Genomic DNA, 16365 nt, shown 5'->3' with positions numbered 1-16365 from the left:
TGCCCGGCGCAGCGGGTGAATGCCGATAGCCGGGGTTCCCGGACAGACATCCAATGGCCCTTGATTCCGGGGGCTCTGGAGGGCTGGCGTTGGCGACTGGCGATTTGTTTCGTGCGCGTTCGAGGGGCTGGCGCGCCATCAGCGCACGGCTATGCAATTTCGTCGCGTTGTTCACCGCGCTTGCTGCGCTCGCCACCTGCAGGGCCGCTTGCGCTCAGGACATCCGCGTCGTCGACGTGGCGCTCGTCGCCGGCGCGCCAATGCCGTTCTACCCGCTGCCGTCGCCCCTTGCGTCCGTGGCGGTCCAGCGGATGGTGCAGGACGAGTTCGGCTTCCTGTGGCTGAGCGCCGAGGACGGGTTGCGGCGCTACGACGGCTACGATTTCATGAAGGTCCCGGCGGACCAGCGCGCGAGCAGCGTCGGCTTCATCATTGGCCAGTCGCTGTTCAAGGACCACGCGGGCCGGCTGTGGATCGGCGCCGACGATTCGCTCAGCCGCTATGACCCTGCGACCGGCAGCTTCAAACAGTACCGGTCACCCAACGAGGCCTGCGGCACCGTGGCGATCGCCCACGACATCAGCGAGGACCCGGACGGCCTGATCTGGCTCGCGACGGACGACGGCGTGACGGCCCTGGACCCGGTCACGTCGAAGACGACCTGCCATCGGCCGCGCCACACGCCCGGGCTCGGCGAGACGCGCGTCATCGCCACGCTGGCGCTGCGCGACGGCACGCTCTGGGTCACGAGCTCCGAGGGGCTCTACGTGCTGGACCGGCGCTCGGGCGAGGTCAGGCGACACATCAGGCTGCAGAACGGCTCCGGGCGCAAGTTGGTCGCCACGGGCTACCCATCCAAGCCGTTCCTGGATAGCCGGGGCATGCTGTGGTTTGGCCTGTCTTCCGGCGGGGATCTTGCCTCGGTCGATGTGGCCAGCGGCGAAGTCACCGTCTATGCGTTCCGGGGCGGCGGGCTGGCGCCGAACGCCTCTTCCGGCGTCCTGTCGATCCAGGAGGATGACGACCGGGCACTCTGGCTCGGCACCGGCAAGCTGGGCCTCGTGAAGCTGACGCCGGACCGCACTCAGGCGCTCTGGTACCAGAGCGACCCTGACGATCCCGACGGCTTGCGCGGCGACCTCGTCGTCGGCACGTTCCGGGATCGCGACGGGAGCTTCTGGTCGACGACGAGGGCGGGGGCCGTCTACCGCTTCGACACCGAGCGTCCGCGTTTCCGGTCCTACCGCCACCAGCAGGCGGACCCGCGCAGCCTCGGCAAGGGCGCGGTGACCGCCGCCTACGCCGAGAACGACCAGACGCTGTGGATCGGCACGGACCGCGGCCTGAACCGCGTCGACCGCACGACCGATCAGGCGACGCAGATCGACCTGCCGGTGTTCGCGCGGGGCGTCCGGGCGATTGCGGATCACGCGGGCGATCTGTGGTTGGGCACCTACGGCAACGGCCTGATCCGCTTCGATCGCCGCACGCAGCGCTACACGGCGTACACCCACGTCGCATCGGACCCGCGCTCGCTGAACCACGACCGCATCACGGCACTGTGGGTTGATCGCGGCAACACCTTGTGGGTCGCCACGGACTTCGGCCTGAGCCGCTGGGAGCCGGCGACGGAAAGGTTCTCGACCTTCAGCCCGCAGCCCGGCACCCTGGTCCAGTACCGCTCGATCGCTGAGGACGCCAGCGGCGTGCTGTGGCTGGCGACGTCATCTCACGGCCTGCACCGTTTTGACCCCCGCACGAGCACCTTCAAGGTCTTCGATGCGGAACTCCGCGCCGCGCGTCCGCCGGGCCATCAACGCGTCAATGCGGTCCACGTCGACCGCGCCGGGACGGTGTGGGCCGGGACCTTCCGCGGGCTGGTCAAGCTCGATCCCCGCGACGGCACGTTCACCTCGTACGACTCGCGCGCCGGCCTTCCCGCGGACAGCGTGTTCGGCATCCTGGAAGACGACGATGGACAGCTGTGGGTCAGCACGCCGAACGGGCTGTCGCGCTTCGACCCGCGCACCGGGACCTTCACGAACTACCGCGCATCCGACGGCCTGCTGACCGACCGGTTCGCGAACCCCGTGGTGGCCGCGAGGAGTTCGAGCGGGGAGCTGTTCTTCGGCTCGCAGAAGGGGCTGGTGGCGTTCATCCCCGGCCAGGTCGTCGACCGCAAGCGCACGCTGCCGGTGTTCCTGACCGACTTCCGCCTGTTCGGCGAGTCGGTGCTGCCAGGCAGCACGCCGCTGCAGCAGCCGATCTGGTCTGCTTCTGCGCTGGCGCTGGAACCGCGCAGCATCGCGTCCTTCGACTTCGCCGCCTTGAACTATGTCGACCCGGCGCACACCCGCTACCGGTACCGGCTCGAAGGGTTCGAGACGAAGTGGAACGACACGGACAGCGCGCGGCGCAACGCGACGTACACGATGCTGCCGCCGGGCGACTACACCTTCCTCGTCCAGGCGCGCGGCACCCGCGGGGACTGGAGCGAGAGCGCGGTGCCGCTCAAGATCCATGTTCCGCCGCCGTGGTATGCCACCTGGTACTTCCGCGCCGCGGTCGCCGTGCTGCTGCTGACGGCGCTGTGGTTGGCCTACCGCCTGCGCATGCGCCAGTTGCACCGCCATTTCGAGATCGCGCTCCAGGCGCGGCTCGACGAGCGCACCCGCGTCGCCCGCGAGGTGGCCGAAGGGCTGGAGCAGCGCGTGCGCGAGCGCACCGAAGAGCTGGCCAGCGCCCAGCACGCCGCCGAGGCCTCCACGCGGGCCAAGAGCGAGTTCCTGGCCAACATGAGCCACGAGATCCGCACGCCGATGAACGCCATCCTCGGCATGTCCTACCTGGCGCTGCAGACCGGCCTGGACGCGCGCCAGCGCAACTACGTCGACAAGGTGCACCGTGCCGCCGAGTCGCTGCTCGGGATCATCAATGACATCCTCGACTTCTCGAAGATCGAAGCCGGCCGGCTGGAGATCGAGGAGATCCCCTTCCAGCTCGGCGACGTGCTGGACCAGCTCGCCACGCTGGTGGGCATGCGCGCCGAGGAAAAGGGGCTGGAGCTGCTGTTCGCGCTGTCGCCCACGCTGCCAACCGCGTTCGTCGGCGACCCGTCGCGGCTGGGCCAGATTCTGCTGAACCTGAGCAACAACGCGGTCAAGTTCACCGAGCAGGGCGAGGTCACGGTGGCGGTGGCCGAGACGGCGCGCGAAGGCCAGCGCGTGACGCTGCGCTTCGAGGTGCGCGACAGCGGCATCGGCCTCGCGCCCGAGGCCGTCGCGCGCCTGTTCCAGCCCTTCACGCAGGCCGATGCATCGACCAGCCGGCGCTACGGCGGCACGGGGCTCGGCCTGGCGATCTGCCGCCACCTGGTGGAGCGCATGGGCGGCGAGATCGGGTTGGACAGCGAGCCCGGGCGCGGCAGCTGCTTCCACTTCAGCCTGCCCCTGGGCCTGCAGCCCGGGGCGGCGCCAGCGCCGCAGGACAACGAACTGCACGGCATGCGCATGCTGGTCGTCGACGACCACCCGGCGGCGCGCGAGCTGCTGCACACGCTGGCGACGGCCTTCGGCCTGGAGGCCGAGACGGCGGCCGATGGCGTTGCGGCACTGCAGGCCGTGGCGCAGGCCGACGCCGAGGACCGGCCGTTCAGGCTGTTGCTGCTGGACTGGCACATGCCGGTCCTGGACGGCATCGGCTGCCTGGAACGGCTGGGGCAGGCCGCCGGCAGGCACGCTCCGCCGACGGTGCTGATGGTGACTGCCTTCAACCGCGACGAGGCCGAACGCCAGCTCACCGCACGCGGGCTGCTGGTGGCAGGGCTGCTGGCCAAGCCGGTCACGCCCTCGGGCCTGCTGGACGCCTGCGCCAATGCGCTGGGCCGTCCGCGTGCCGGGCTCAGCCGCAACGTGCAGCGCCACGAACTGCTGCAGGCGCGCCAGGCCGGGCTGGCCGGCGCGCGCGTCCTGTTGGTCGAGGACAACCCCATCAACCAGGAGCTCGCGCGCGACCTTCTGAACCGCGCCGGCATCGTCGTGCACATCGCCGGCGACGGCCAGGAGGCGCTGGCGATCCTCGCGCGCGAGCGCTTCGAGGCCGTGCTGATGGACTGCCAGATGCCGGTGATGGACGGCTACGAGGCGACGCGCGAACTGCGCCGCCGCCCCGAACTGCAGGACCTGCCGGTGATCGCGATGACGGCCAACGCGATGGCCGGCGACCGCCAGAAGGCGCTGGAGGCGGGCATGAACGACCATGTGCCCAAGCCCATCCGCGTTGACGAGCTGTTCGCCACGCTGGCGCGCTGGGTGCGTCCGGCGCTGCCCGCGCCCGCGCCGCAGGCGCCGCCCGCGGCCCTGGACATGGGCGCCGGCCTGGCCGCGCTGATGGGTGACGAGGCGCTGTATCGGCGCTTGCTGGCGCTGTTCCGCGAGCGTGAGAGCGACATCGTCGTGCGCTTGCGGGCGGCCCGTGAGCGCGGTGATGGCAAGGCCGCCCTGCGCTGCGCGCACGACCTGAAGAGCGTCGCGGGCAGCCTGGGCATGCCCGCCCTCCAGCGTGCCGCCACCACGCTGGAGGAAGCCTGCAGCCAGGGCGTCGAAGCGGTGGGCCTGGAGCCGCTGCTGCAGGCGGTGGAGCGCGAGCTCTCGGCCGTGCTGGCCAGTTTGCAGGAGAAGGGCTTGACCTGAAGTCAGCGATTTCTGGTGGTAATACGGTGTCGACGCCGTCGTTGGTATCGACACCTTCGACGAGACCGCGCCGGCCGGTGTGCTGTTCAGGCACTTTGGCTGCACGCCGAAGAACGTGGCCGCGACCGTCAAGGCGGTGCTGAAGAAGAAGTGATGCGCTGACCGCGCCGCATGACGCCAGGGTCGCATTCGCGGTCCTGTTGCTTTGCGGCGGCGTCCCGAAAGCGGGTGACTGCCCGCGTGCCTCGTCGACCGCCTGCGCTACAAACCCGCCTGCATCCTGAAGATCAGGGAGGATCTGATGCGCCCATTTTTCGTCGCCCTCGTCACCGGCTGGGCCGCCTGCGCTGCACAAGCGCAGACGGAGGTGCGTACGCCGTCGCCAGCGCAATCGCTGGCCTGCCTCGTCAAGCCCGTCAAACCTCCGCGCTTTCCCCAGCAGGACAAGCTGGACCGCGGTTTTGGCGCCATGCGGGTGCTGCTCAAGTTCAACAAGCCGGATGCGGCTCCCGAGGTCGAGGTGCTGTTCAACTCGGCTCGGCAGGACATGCAGGACGAGGCGCACCGTTATCTCGAGCGCTTGCGCCTGCCTTGCCTGACGGCGACGGATGGCGTCGTCAGTGCGGTGCAGGAGTTCAGCTTTGCCAATACCGACCGCGACGCCACGCCGCTGCCGCCAGATCGAGCCGCCGGCGAACCGCCGTTCTGCCTCGTGATGCCACGCCATGACATGGACGGTTTCAGGGGCCTGGGCCGGCTGGAGGTCGAGCATGTCGTCATTGCGGCCACCTTTACCGGCGATGGTCGCCAGCCGCCCGAAGTCAAGATCTTGCATTCCACCGGGTCCAGCCGGTTCGAGGCTGCGGTACGAAAGCGCCTGGCCGACTACCGCATGCCTTGCCGCAGCGGTAGCGAGGGGCCGCAATCCTTCCAGCAACAGTTCACGATGTTCCCCACCGATCAGTCCCGCTACGGATTCAAGCGCGAAGCCTTCGGGCTGGCCGAGTTTCTCGGCATGACCCGCGAGCCGACCAAGCTCAGCGCGTTCTACGACTTCAAGACAATGGGTTGCCCGTTCAAGGTGGACTACACGATCTACGGTGGCGCCGTGCCCAACGAGGCCACCGTCGGCAAGCCGGCGGACCCCAACAAGTTACCTTTCCTCACCTGGCTGGCCGGCTTGCACCTCGCGTTCAAGAATGAACAGCAGGCCCGGGACTTGTTCGGTAGCCAGCTGCAGATCGACGTGCCCTGCGGCACGCTGAATCTGCGCGGCGATGCGCCAAGCGCCGGCGGGCTGAAATCGCCCTGAAACCACCCCGTACCGCGAATCGCCGAGAATCGCGCCCGCACCGAATTTTTCATCCTCTGGAGACAGTTCCATGACCATCAAGATCGGCATCAATGGCTTCGGCCGCATCGGGCGCATGGTGTTCCGTGCCGCCGTGGCGAATTTCAAGGACATCGAGGTCGTCGCGATCAACGACCTGCTCGAGCCCGACTACCTGGCCTACATGCTGAAGTACGACAGCGTGCACGGCAAGTTCGACGGCGAAGTCTCGGTAGACGGCAACACCCTGATCGTCAACGGCAAGCGCATCCGCCTGACCGCGGTCAAGGACCCGTCCGAGCTGAAGTGGGCCGAGGCCGGTGCCGACATCGTCATCGAAGCCACCGGCATCTTCCTGGACAAGGCCGGCGGCGAGAAGCACCTGGCCGCTGGCGCCAAGAAGGTCATCTTCTCGGCCCCCTCCAAGGACGAGACGCCGATGTTCGTCTTCGGTGTCAACCACACCAAGTACGCCGGCGAAGCCATCATCTCCAACGCGTCGTGCACCACCAACTGCCTGGCCCCGCTGGCCAAGGTGCTGAACGACAAGTGGGGCATCAAGCGCGGCCTGATGACCACCGTGCACGCCACCACCGCGACGCAGAAGACCGTCGACGGCCCGAGCAACAAGGACTGGCGCGGCGGCCGCGGCATCCTCGAGAACATCATCCCGAGCAGCACCGGCGCCGCCAAGGCCGTCGGCAAGGTCATCCCCGAGCTGAACAAGAAGCTGACCGGCATGAGCTTTCGCGTGCCCACCAGCGACGTGTCGGTCGTCGACCTGACCGTCGAGCTGCTGAAGGACGCCAGCTACGAAGAGATCTGCGCCGAATTCAAGGCGCAAAGCGAAGGCGCGCTCAAGGGCGTGCTGGGCTACACCGAGGACAAGGTCGTTGCGACCGACTTCCGCGGTGACGCCCGCACCTCCATCTTCGATGCCGACGCAGGCATCGCGCTGGACAGCACCTTCGTCAAGCTGGTGTCCTGGTACGACAACGAGTGGGGCTATTCGAACAAGGTCCTCGAAATGGCCCGCGTTGTCGCCGGCTGACGAGCCGCTCGCACAGTCTGGCCGCGCTGAACGCGGGCCGGGGCTTTGATGAAGGCCAGTCGATCTCGCGATCGGCTGGCCTTTCTGCTTTCTTGCGCCCCACACTTGTTTGCGATTGCTTCACAAGGGCGCGCCTAAACTGGCCGCCCGCCCGTTCGAGCTCGCCGTCATGAAGTCCCTGCGTCCGCTGCTGATCGCCGCCCTGACCGTGATGGCCGCGCCCGTGCTGGCCCAGACGCCAGATACCGAAGCCCGCGTCATCGTGCGCTTCAAGCCCCAGGCCGACAGCGTGCGCGCCAAGGCCCTGGCCTTGCGGGCCACCCGGGCCGAGGCGCGCGAGGTGGCGCAGACGCGCGCGACGGCCCTGGGCCTGCGCAGCGGCCAGCGGCTGGCGGCCGGCATCAGCCTGGACGAGCGCACCCATGTGGTCATCGCCAAGGGCATGACCGGTGCCGCGCTGGCAAAGAAGCTGGCCACCGATGCCGAGGTCGAGCTGGTGGTCGTCGACCAACGCCGCAAGCATGCCCGCCTCCCCAACGACCCGCTGTTCGGTGGCGCGGACGTGAACCCTGAATCGACCGTCGGTGGTGTGCAGGCCCGCACCATCGACCAGTGGTATTTGAAGAAGCCCAGCGCCACGCCGGGCCAGGTTGTCTCCAGCATCAATGCGCCGGCAGCGTGGGACACCACGACCGGCACCGCCACAACGATAGTCGCCGTGCTGGACACCGGCGTGCGCCTGGATCACCCCGACCTGTCGGGTCAATTCGTCAGCGGCTACGACATGATCGGCTTCGGCAGCGCCGGCAACAGCCAGCAAGCGACGTCGATTGCCATCGCCAATGACGGTGGCGGTGCTGACAACGACCCGTCCGACCCGGGCGACTGGGTCAGCCAGACCGATATCAACGGCGGCGCCCTGGGCAGTGGCTGCGACAGCAGCGACATCGGCAACAGCTCCTGGCACGGCACCCGTGTTTCCGGCCTGATCGCCGCCAGCAGCAACAATGGCTTGGGCATGGCCGGCGTCGGCTGGGGCCTGAAGATCCTGCCCGTGCGTGTGCTGGGCAAATGCGGCGGTTATGACAGCGACATCATGGCTGGCATGAAGTGGGCTGCCGGCATTGCCGTGCCGGGCTTGCCGGCCAATGCGAACAAGGCCAAGGTGCTCAATATGAGCCTGGGCGGCAGCGGGACCTGTGGCACCACGGGCACGGGCGCTCTCTACCGTGACGTCATCAGCCAGGTCAACGCGGCCGGTGCCACCATCGTCGTCGCGGCCGGCAATTCCGAAGGCCAGGCCGTCGGCCTGCCGGGCAACTGCCCCGGCGTCATCACGGTGGCGGCGCTGCGTCATGTCGGCACCAAGGTCGGCTTCTCCAGCCTCGGCCCCGAGGTGACCATCGCCGCGCCGGGCGGCAACTGCATCAACACGCTGACCAACCAAGCCTGCCTCTATCCCATGGTCAGCACGACCAACTCGGGCACGACGACGCCAGTGGCGGGCGCAGACACCTACACCGGCAGCGGCGCCTCGGTGGGCACGAGCTTCTCGGCACCCATCGTCAGTGGCATCGTCGGGCTGATGGCCTCCGTGCGTCCGGGTCTGACCTCGGCCGAGGCAACGCAGATCCTCAAGAGCACGGCGCGCCCCTTCCCGACAAGCGGGGGCGGCAGCGCCGCGGATGGCAACCCGCCGCAATGCAAGGCACCCAGTGCCACGGCGCAGGACGAGTGCTACTGCACGACCAGCACCTGCGGCGCCGGCATGGTGGACGCCGCTGCGGCCGTGGCCGCGACCCAGGCGCTGAACGGCACGACGGTGACCATCACGCCAAGCCCGGCGAGCGGCCTGACCGCTGGCCAGACGCTGACACTGACCGTCACGGCCACCGGCCTGCCCGGGGACCGCTCGGTCGCCTCCACGGCCTGGGTGCTGGTCGATGGCGGCGGCATCGTGACGGCCTTTGCCTCCGGCGCCAGCACGGCCACGGCGACGATCACGCCGACGGCGGCCGGCAGCTTCACGGTGCGCGCCGACCTGACCGACAACGCCGGTGTCGTCTATAGCCAGTCGGCGACGATCAGTGTCGCGGCAGCGTCTTCGTCGAGCGGCTCGTCGGGTGGTGGCGGCGGCGGCGCGGCCAGCGCGGCCTGGCTGGCTGGTCTGTTGCTGGCGGCGTTGGCGCTGCGACGCTCAGCTGCTGGCCGCTGATGCGGCTGCGGCGGGCGCCGCACTGCAGGCCTTGAAACCGACGGCCAGGGCCGCGTCCTTGGACGCCTTGAGCCGGGCCGCGAGCAGGCCGTCGGCCTGATTGATGACCAGGCTGTGGCGAGCCAGCGGCGCCTTCAGCGCCAGCACGCGCAGGCCCTTGAGGCCGCGTTTGTCGAAGTTCTCGGCCTGGGCGTTCGCTTCGGCCTGGCTGGGGTGCTTGCTGAGCACGAAGGCCGGTTGCTCGGCGGGCAGGCCGTCCAGCGGTTCGAAGTTGATGCGCAGCTGCTTGTAGGTGGCTTCCTTGCGGGCGCGGAACTCGGGGTCGGCGAGCTTGATGGTCGCCACCACCCACACGCCCGGCTGCTCGCTGCTGCGCACCTGGGCCTCAGCACCGGCAGCCTTCAAGGCGGCCTGGGCGGCGGCGAGGGCCGCATCGCCATCGAGCGGGCCCAGTTCCAGGCAGCTGCGCTGGGCGGCGACGGCGGCCGCACTGGCGGCCAGGGGCTGGATGCGTTCGGGATGCTGCTGGGCCTTGACGCGCTGCGGCTCGCGGCCGCCCTCGGCCGGCAGGCCCGTGACGGTGTCCAGCCAGCCGCGCGACCAGATGAGGAAGACGGCGTTCACCGCCAGCAGTACCAACACGACGATACGCATCACAGGCGGGTCTCCAGAAGGTGTGAATGGCCCCGGCGCGTCCGAGCGGGGCGCGTCCAACGGCTCCAATCTAGGCGCAAAGCACAGCCGTAGCTCGGGCTACGGCGAGCATTTGCAACGACGAGTGGGGTCGTTGGCGCGCTACGAGCGGGCGTGTCGGGTTCGTTCATACCTTCTCTAGTCTCAAGCTCAGTTCACCACCGCTGCAGGGCAAGAGGCCAGCGGCGGTTTCCAGCAGCAGTTCACCACGCTCGCTGACGCCGCGTGCGGTGCCGGCCTGCTCGCCGACGCGCACACGCTGGCCGCCCGCGAGGTCGCGGCGCGCGAATGCGGCCTGCCAGGGCGCAAAGCCCAGGGTCTCGAAATCGGCCAGCATGCCACGCAGTGCGGGGGCCAGGCGGTCCAGCGTCTCGGTGGCCGTGGCGGCCGGGTTCAGCGTCTGCAGCGCCGCGTGGCCGCTGGCAAAGGCGGTGCGGTCGGCGCCTTCGGGCAAGGGCCGCAGGTTGAGGCCGATGCCGATGACGACGCCGCGCTGGTCCACCGGCAACGGCACGGTCTCGATGAGGATGCCGCCGAGCTTGGCGCCATCCAGGAAGAGGTCGTTGGGCCATTTGAGCTGGATGTGCCGGCCCGCCGGGTCCAGCGCATCGGCCACCGTGCAACCCACGGCGAGGGACAGGCCGCTCAGGTCAAGCGCGGCCGGCAGTGGCAAGGCGATGGAGAAAGTCAGCGCGGCGTCATCCCCCCCCTGTTCAGTCAGCCAAGCCCGGCCCAGGCGCCCACGACCCGCGGTCTGGCGCGAGGCCGAAACCAGCAGCGCCCCGCCGCCCTCACGCAGATGCGCCAGCGCCTCGGTGTTGGTCGAGCCGCATTCGGCGAGGTGGCGCCGTTCCATCAGGTCAGCGCCCCGACTTGCGGGTTTTGGGGGCGAGCATGGTGCCGCGGCAGGTCAGCGCGCCGCACCAGCAGGCGAACTGTTTCTTGACTTTGGCCGTGTGGCGGTCGTCCAGCACCAGGCCGTAGTCATAGAACAGCTCCTCGCCGGGCTCCAGATCGCGCAGGGCCTGGATGAAGACGCGGCCATCGACCTCGTCGGCTTCGCAGTTGGGCTCGCAGGCGTGGTTGATCCAGCGCGCGTCATTGCCGCCATACAGCGCATCGATGACGAGGCCGCCGTCGAGGTGGAAGTAGAAGGTGTGGTTGGGCTGGGCCGGGTCGTGCGGATGGCGGTCAACCGCCTGCTCCCAGGTGATGCGCTCGCCGGTGTACTCGATGATGCGCGCACCGGCGGCGATGGGAGCTGCTGCATAAACCCCCCGGCCATGCACGCCGGAATCACGGACTTCGATCTTGCGGCGCGGGGCAGGACGCGGGGATTTGGCGGTCATCGGCGCTGTGGTACGGTGATTTCATGGGTGCGCGTGTGCGTAGGCGTGCGCGCGAGGCCCGGATTGTAGGCAGCAAGAATGAGACCCCTCGTCCAAGGACTACCTTGGCCGGTCCCCCGAGGGGACGGCGATACATGCGGCTTCGAGCCGCGTGCACATCGCCTGGCGGGCCGGCTTGGGGCGGCCCGGCGCTCGGCCCGAATGAACGAACAGACAACCGATTGAAAGACCGATGAGCAAGACTCTGATCATTGCCGAGAAGCCCTCCGTCGCGCAGGACATCGTCCGCGCGCTGACACCCGTGGCGGGCAAGTTCGACAAGCACGACGACCACTTCGAGAACGAGCAGTACGTCGTCAGCTCGGCCGTCGGCCACCTGGTGGAGATCGCGGCGCCCGAGGAGTTCGACGTCAAGCGCGGCAAGTGGAGCTTCAACAACCTCCCCGTCATCCCGCCGCATTTCGACCTCAACCCGATCGACAAGAACAAGGGCCGGCTCAACGCGCTGGCCAAGCTGATCCGCCGCAAGGACGTGACGGCGCTGATCAACGCCTGCGACGCGGGCCGCGAGGGTGAGCTGATCTTCCGGCTTATCGAGCAGTACGCCCAGCCGGCCAAGGGCAAGCTCAACAAGCCCATCGAGCGGCTGTGGCTGCAGTCCATGACGCCGGCCGCCATCCGCGAGGGCTTCGAGAAGCTGCGCAGCGACGCGCAGATGCTGCCGCTGGCCGACGCCGCGCGCTGCCGCTCCGAGGCCGACTGGCTGGTGGGCATCAACGGCACGCGGGCCATGACGGCCTTCAACTCGCGCGACGGCGGCTTCTTCCTGACCACGGTGGGCCGCGTGCAGACGCCGACGCTGTCGGTCGTCGTCGAGCGCGAGGAAAAGATCCGCAAGCACGTCGCCCGCGACTACTGGGAGCTGCGCGCCAACTTCGACGCCCAGGCCGGCCAGTACGAAGGCAAGTGGTTCGACCCCGCGTGGAAGAAGAACGACGACCTGGAGCGCCGGGCCGACCGCCTCTGGACCCAGGCCGAGGCCGACGAGATCGCCAAGGCGGTGCTCGGCAAGCCCGCCGTCGTCACCGAGGAAAGCAAGCCCAGCACGACCAGCTGCGGCGGCCTCTACGACCTGACGACGCTGCAGCGCGAGGCCAATTCGCGCTTCGGCTTCTCGGCCAAGACGACGCTGTCCATCGCCCAGGCGCTGTACGAGAAGCACAAGGTGCTGACCTACCCGCGGACGGACTCGCGCTTCCTGCCCGAGGACTACGTGGCCGTGGCCAAGGACACGGCCAAGATGCTGGCCACCGAGGACCTGCCGGGCCCGCTGGCCGCGCTGTCCCAGCATGCCGCCACGTCGCTGAAAGAAGGCTATATCAAGCCGACGAAGAAGGTCTTCGACAACGCCAAGGTGTCGGACCACTTCGCCATCATCCCGACGCTGCAGGCGCCCAAGGCCCTGACCGAGATCGAGGCCAAGCTCTACGACATGGTCGTCAAGCGCTTCCTGGCGGTGTTCTTCCCGCCGGCCGAGTTCCTGGTCACGACGCGTATCTCGAAAATCGACAACAAGCACCATTTCCAGACCAACGGCAAGGTGCTGGTCAAGCCGGGCTGGCTGGCCGTCTACGGCAAGGACGTGGACGATGAAGACGCCAACCTCGTACCGGTGCAGCCGAACGAAGTCGTGCGCACCGAGAGCGTGGACGTGAAGGCGCTGCAGACCAAGCCGCCGGCGCGCTACACCGAAGCGACGCTGCTGTCCGCCATGGAAGGCGCCGGCAAGCTCATCGACGACGACGAGCTGCGCGAGGCCATGGCCGAGAAGGGTCTGGGCACGCCAGCCACGCGCGCGGCCACCATCGAAGGCCTCATCAGCGAGAAGTACATGCTGCGCGAGGGCCGCGAGCTGATCCCGACCGCCAAGGCCTTCCAGCTGATGACGCTGCTGCGCGGCCTGGACGTGGAGGACCTGACCAAGCCCGAACTGACCGGCGACTGGGAATACAAGCTGGCCGAGATGGAGAAGGGGCGACTGAAGCGCGAGGTCTTCATGGCCGAGATCGCGACCATGACCGAGAAGATGGTCGCCAAGGCCAAGGGCTATGACCGCGACACCATCCCCGGCGACTATGCGACGCTGAAGACGCCCTGCCCCAAGTGCGGCGGCATCGTGAAAGAGAACTATCGGCGCTTCACCTGCACCGGCAAGAGCGGCACGGGTGAGGACGCCTGCGGCTTCTCCATCGGCAAGATCCCGGGTGGGCGCAGCTTCGAGTTGAACGAGGTCGAGACCTTCCTGGCGAACAAGAAGATCGGCCCGCTGGAAGGCTTCCGCTCCAAGGCGGGCTGGCCCTTCACGGCCGAGCTGGCGCTGGTGTATGACGACGAGATCCAGAACTGGAAGCTGGAATTCGACTTCGGCGAGGACGCCAAGAAGGCCGAGGGCGATGGCGAACCGGTGGACTTCTCCGGCCAGAACTCGCTCGGGGCCTGCCCCAAGTGCAAGGGCCATGTCTACGAGCACGGCGCCAACTACGTCTGTGAGCACTCGGTCGGTGCCACAGTCACCTGCGACTTCAAGACCGGCAAGGTCATCCTGACCCAGCCCATCGAGCCGGCCCAGGTGCACAAACTGCTGGCCAACGGCAAGACCGACCTGCTGGAAAACTTCGTCTCCAACAAGACGCGCCGCAAGTTCAAGGCCTTCCTGGCCTATGACAAGAAGGAAGGCAAGGTCATCTTCGAGTTCGAGCCGCGCGCTGCCAAGGCACCTGCTGCCAAGAAGGTGGCAGCCAAGAAGACGGCGGCCAAGAGCTGAATTGGGCTAGCCCCTCGTCCATCCTCGCATCGCTGAACGCGAGCGTGTCTGGTCGGTCCCCCGAGGGGACGGCGATGCTTGCGGCATCGAGCCGCAAGCACATCGCCAGTGCGGGCCGGCTAGGGAGCGGCCCGGCGCTCGGCCCGCTCGCGGCGTTGCGCGCGGACGTCGTTGAGGGACTTATGCTCGCTGAATAGGCCTGACAAGGAGGGCAGGGATGGCGTTGGCACCGATCAGCATCGGCATACAGACGCGTCTGACGGCCGGCATTGCGCTGGTTGCGAGCCTGCTGGTGCTGGCGGTGGGCTGGTACTGGACGACACACGAAGAGGCCGAGCTGATGGCCGGCCTGCGTCAGCGCGAGGCGCGCATGGCTGGCCTCATCGAGCGCGGTTTCGCGGGCCCGATCTGGAACCTCGACCATGTCGCCATCGAGAACCTGCTCGACGCCGTCATGGCCGACCCCGAGGTGCATGCCATCGAGCTCAAGGGCCTGGGCCTGCGCGGCGGCCAGGCGCGGCGCGGCCGCGACACCCCGGCCGTGGGGCCGCTGCGACGCGAGTTCGCCATCACCTACCAGCCCGCGGCTGACACGGCCGGCACCCAGGTCGCCTCGGCCGTTCTCACCGTCACGCGTGATCTCATCGACGAGCAGATCAGCCGCACCCGCCTCTTCGTCGTCGAGCTGCTGGCCGTCGTCGTCATCGGCATCGTCATCGCCAGCTCCCTGCTCGTGCAATGGCTGGTGCGCCGGCCGGTGCTGAAGCTGGGCGCCCTGGCCCAGCGCGTTGCAAAGGGCGACCTCGGGGCGCAGGAGACCGTGGAGCGCGGCGACGAGATCGGCGAGCTGACGATGCGCTTCAACGCCATGAGCCTGAAGCTGCGCAGCGCGGCTGACCAGGTGCAGCTCAGCTCCGAAGGCCTGCGCGCCAGCGAGGCGCGCTACCGCAGCCTGTTCGAGAACGCGACCGAGGGCGTCTTCCAGGCCGACGCCGATGGCCGCGTGCTCAGCATGAACCGCGCCTTCACGCAGATGCTGGGCCTGGGTTCGCAAAGCCCCGTCGGGCGGCGGCTGCGCGAGCTGTCAGGCATTGACCGGAACGAGATGCAGCGCGTCGCCGCCGTCATGAACGAGCAGGGCAAGATCCAGCAATGCCAGCTGCAGCTCCGCGGCGCGGGTGGCCGGCCGTTGTGGGTCGAGCTGAACGCGCATTGGGTTGAGGGCGAGAGCGGCCAGCGTCGCATCGAGGGCATGGTCAGCGACATCTCGCTGCGCCGCCAGGCCGAGGCCGAGTTGACCCGCCACCGCGACCACCTCGAAGAACTCGTCAACGAGCGCACCGCCGAACTCAGCGAGGCCAAGCTGCGCGCCGAAAGCGCCAACCAGGCCAAGGGCCGCTTCCTGGCGACCATGAGCCACGAGTTCCGCACGCCGTTGAATGCCATCCTGGGCTTCACGCAGCTGATGCAGATGGACGCCGCCATTCCCGCCGGCCAGCAGGCCAAGCTGCAGTTGATGCGTGACTCCGGCCTGCACCTGCTGGAGCTGATCAACGACGTGCTGGACATGGCCAGCATCGAGGCCGGCAAGGTCTCGCTCAAGCCGGCGTCCGTGGACCTGCGCGCCCTCGTCGACATGGCCTGCGACAGCGTGCGCCTGCGCGCCGAGCAGAAGGGCCTGGCCTTCTGGCTGGACATCGACGCCCGCCTGCCGACCCAGGTCATCGCCGACGGCCAGCGCCTGCGCCAGGTGCTGCTCAACCTGCTGTCCAACGCCGTCAAGTTCACCGACAGCGGCAGCGTGCAGCTCGACGCGCGCGTCGTCGAGCTCGATGCCAGGCACACGCGGCTGCGCTTCGAGGTCAGCGACACCGGCATCGGCATGACACCGGCCCAGCAGGCGCGGCTCTTCCAGGCCTTCGAGCAGGTGTCCGACGCCTCGCGCCACCTCGGCGGCACGGGCCTGGGCCTGTCCATCAGCCAGCAGCTGGTGCGCCTGATGGGCAGCCAGATCCTGGTGCAGAGCACGGCGGGGCAGGGCAGCAGCTTTGTGTTCGAACTTCGTCTTCCTCTGGCGTGAGCTTCTTTGACGCATTTCGGGCCGAGCGCTGGGCCGCTCCCGAGCCGGCCCGCCTTGGCGATGTGCTTGCCGGTCGATCCGGCAAGCATCGCCGTCCCCTCGGGGGACCGATTGGGCGCGCCCGCGTTCAGC

The 16365-nt window shown here is 68.5% G+C and carries 9 protein-coding genes; 6 read left to right on the top strand and 3 right to left on the bottom strand.

Features of this window, described 5'->3' with window-relative positions; all coding sequences use genetic code 11:
• Positions 1–167: 167 nt before the first annotated feature.
• From AC1DW0_RS22245 to AC1DW0_RS22230, 4 genes are all read left to right on the top strand, one after another.
• Positions 168–4691 carry a hybrid sensor histidine kinase/response regulator gene (locus AC1DW0_RS22245; RefSeq protein WP_477948069.1) on the top strand — a complete coding sequence of 1508 codons (4524 nt, stop codon included), beginning with the start codon at positions 168–170 and terminating at the stop codon, positions 4689–4691.
• A 301-nt stretch (positions 4692–4992) separates the two neighbouring features.
• Positions 4993–6003 (top strand): hypothetical protein, encoded by a 1011-nt coding sequence (locus AC1DW0_RS22240; RefSeq protein ID WP_477857556.1) that lies wholly within the window; start codon positions 4993–4995, stop codon positions 6001–6003.
• A gap of 70 nt (positions 6004–6073) precedes the next feature.
• Complete coding sequence (gap, locus tag AC1DW0_RS22235) at positions 6074–7072, top strand: type I glyceraldehyde-3-phosphate dehydrogenase (RefSeq protein ID WP_056199784.1); 999 nt, start codon at positions 6074–6076, stop codon at positions 7070–7072.
• A gap of 169 nt (positions 7073–7241) precedes the next feature.
• Positions 7242–9287 (top strand): S8 family peptidase, encoded by a 2046-nt coding sequence (locus tag AC1DW0_RS22230; protein ID WP_477857567.1) that lies wholly within the window; start codon positions 7242–7244, stop codon positions 9285–9287.
• On the opposite strand, the gene AC1DW0_RS22225 is transcribed toward AC1DW0_RS22230, so the two are convergent.
• The 3 genes from AC1DW0_RS22225 to AC1DW0_RS22215 all read right to left on the bottom strand — a co-directional run bounded on the left by AC1DW0_RS22225 (position 9270) and on the right by AC1DW0_RS22215 (position 11329).
• Positions 9270–9941 carry a hypothetical protein gene (locus AC1DW0_RS22225; protein WP_477948067.1) on the bottom strand — a complete coding sequence of 224 codons (672 nt, stop codon included), beginning with the start codon at positions 9939–9941 and terminating at the stop codon, positions 9270–9272. The two genes, AC1DW0_RS22230 and AC1DW0_RS22225, sit on opposite strands and share 18 nt — an antisense overlap.
• A 166-nt stretch (positions 9942–10107) precedes the next feature.
• Positions 10108–10836 (bottom strand): biotin--[acetyl-CoA-carboxylase] ligase, encoded by a 729-nt coding sequence (locus AC1DW0_RS22220; protein WP_477948065.1) that lies wholly within the window; start codon positions 10834–10836, stop codon positions 10108–10110.
• A 4-nt stretch (positions 10837–10840) separates the two neighbouring features.
• A complete protein-coding gene (locus tag AC1DW0_RS22215) occupies positions 10841–11329 on the bottom strand; it encodes an SET domain-containing protein (protein WP_056199773.1) in 489 nt (162 codons plus the stop codon).
• Between the two features lie 232 nt (positions 11330–11561).
• Between AC1DW0_RS22215 and AC1DW0_RS22210 the strand changes: the two genes are divergently transcribed.
• Entirely contained in the window at positions 11562–14153 is a 2592-nt protein-coding gene (locus tag AC1DW0_RS22210; protein ID WP_477948063.1) for a DNA topoisomerase III, read from the top strand.
• Positions 14154–14370: 217 nt separating this feature from the next.
• Positions 14371–16233, top strand: a complete 1863-nt coding sequence (locus AC1DW0_RS22205; protein ID WP_457389349.1) for an ATP-binding protein — start codon at positions 14371–14373, stop codon at positions 16231–16233.
• Positions 16234–16365 lie beyond the last annotated feature (132 nt).

Source organism: Roseateles sp. P4_D2 (assembly GCF_056401875.1).
This window is presented reverse-complemented; position numbering and strand designations above follow the sequence as displayed.

Coding starts and splice junctions, on each gene's coding strand:
- AC1DW0_RS22240 (WP_477857556.1), top strand. CDS start 4,993: ATGCGCCCATTTTTCGTCGCCCTCGTCACCGGCTGGGCCGCCTGCGCT.
- gap (WP_056199784.1), top strand. CDS start 6,074: ATGACCATCAAGATCGGCATCAATGGCTTCGGCCGCATCGGGCGCATG.
- AC1DW0_RS22230 (WP_477857567.1), top strand. CDS start 7,242: ATGAAGTCCCTGCGTCCGCTGCTGATCGCCGCCCTGACCGTGATGGCC.
- AC1DW0_RS22225 (WP_477948067.1), bottom strand. CDS start 9,941: ATGCGTATCGTCGTGTTGGTACTGCTGGCGGTGAACGCCGTCTTCCTC.
- AC1DW0_RS22220 (WP_477948065.1), bottom strand. CDS start 10,836: ATGGAACGGCGCCACCTCGCCGAATGCGGCTCGACCAACACCGAGGCG.
- AC1DW0_RS22215 (WP_056199773.1), bottom strand. CDS start 11,329: ATGACCGCCAAATCCCCGCGTCCTGCCCCGCGCCGCAAGATCGAAGTC.
- AC1DW0_RS22210 (WP_477948063.1), top strand. CDS start 11,562: ATGAGCAAGACTCTGATCATTGCCGAGAAGCCCTCCGTCGCGCAGGAC.
- AC1DW0_RS22205 (WP_457389349.1), top strand. CDS start 14,371: ATGGCGTTGGCACCGATCAGCATCGGCATACAGACGCGTCTGACGGCC.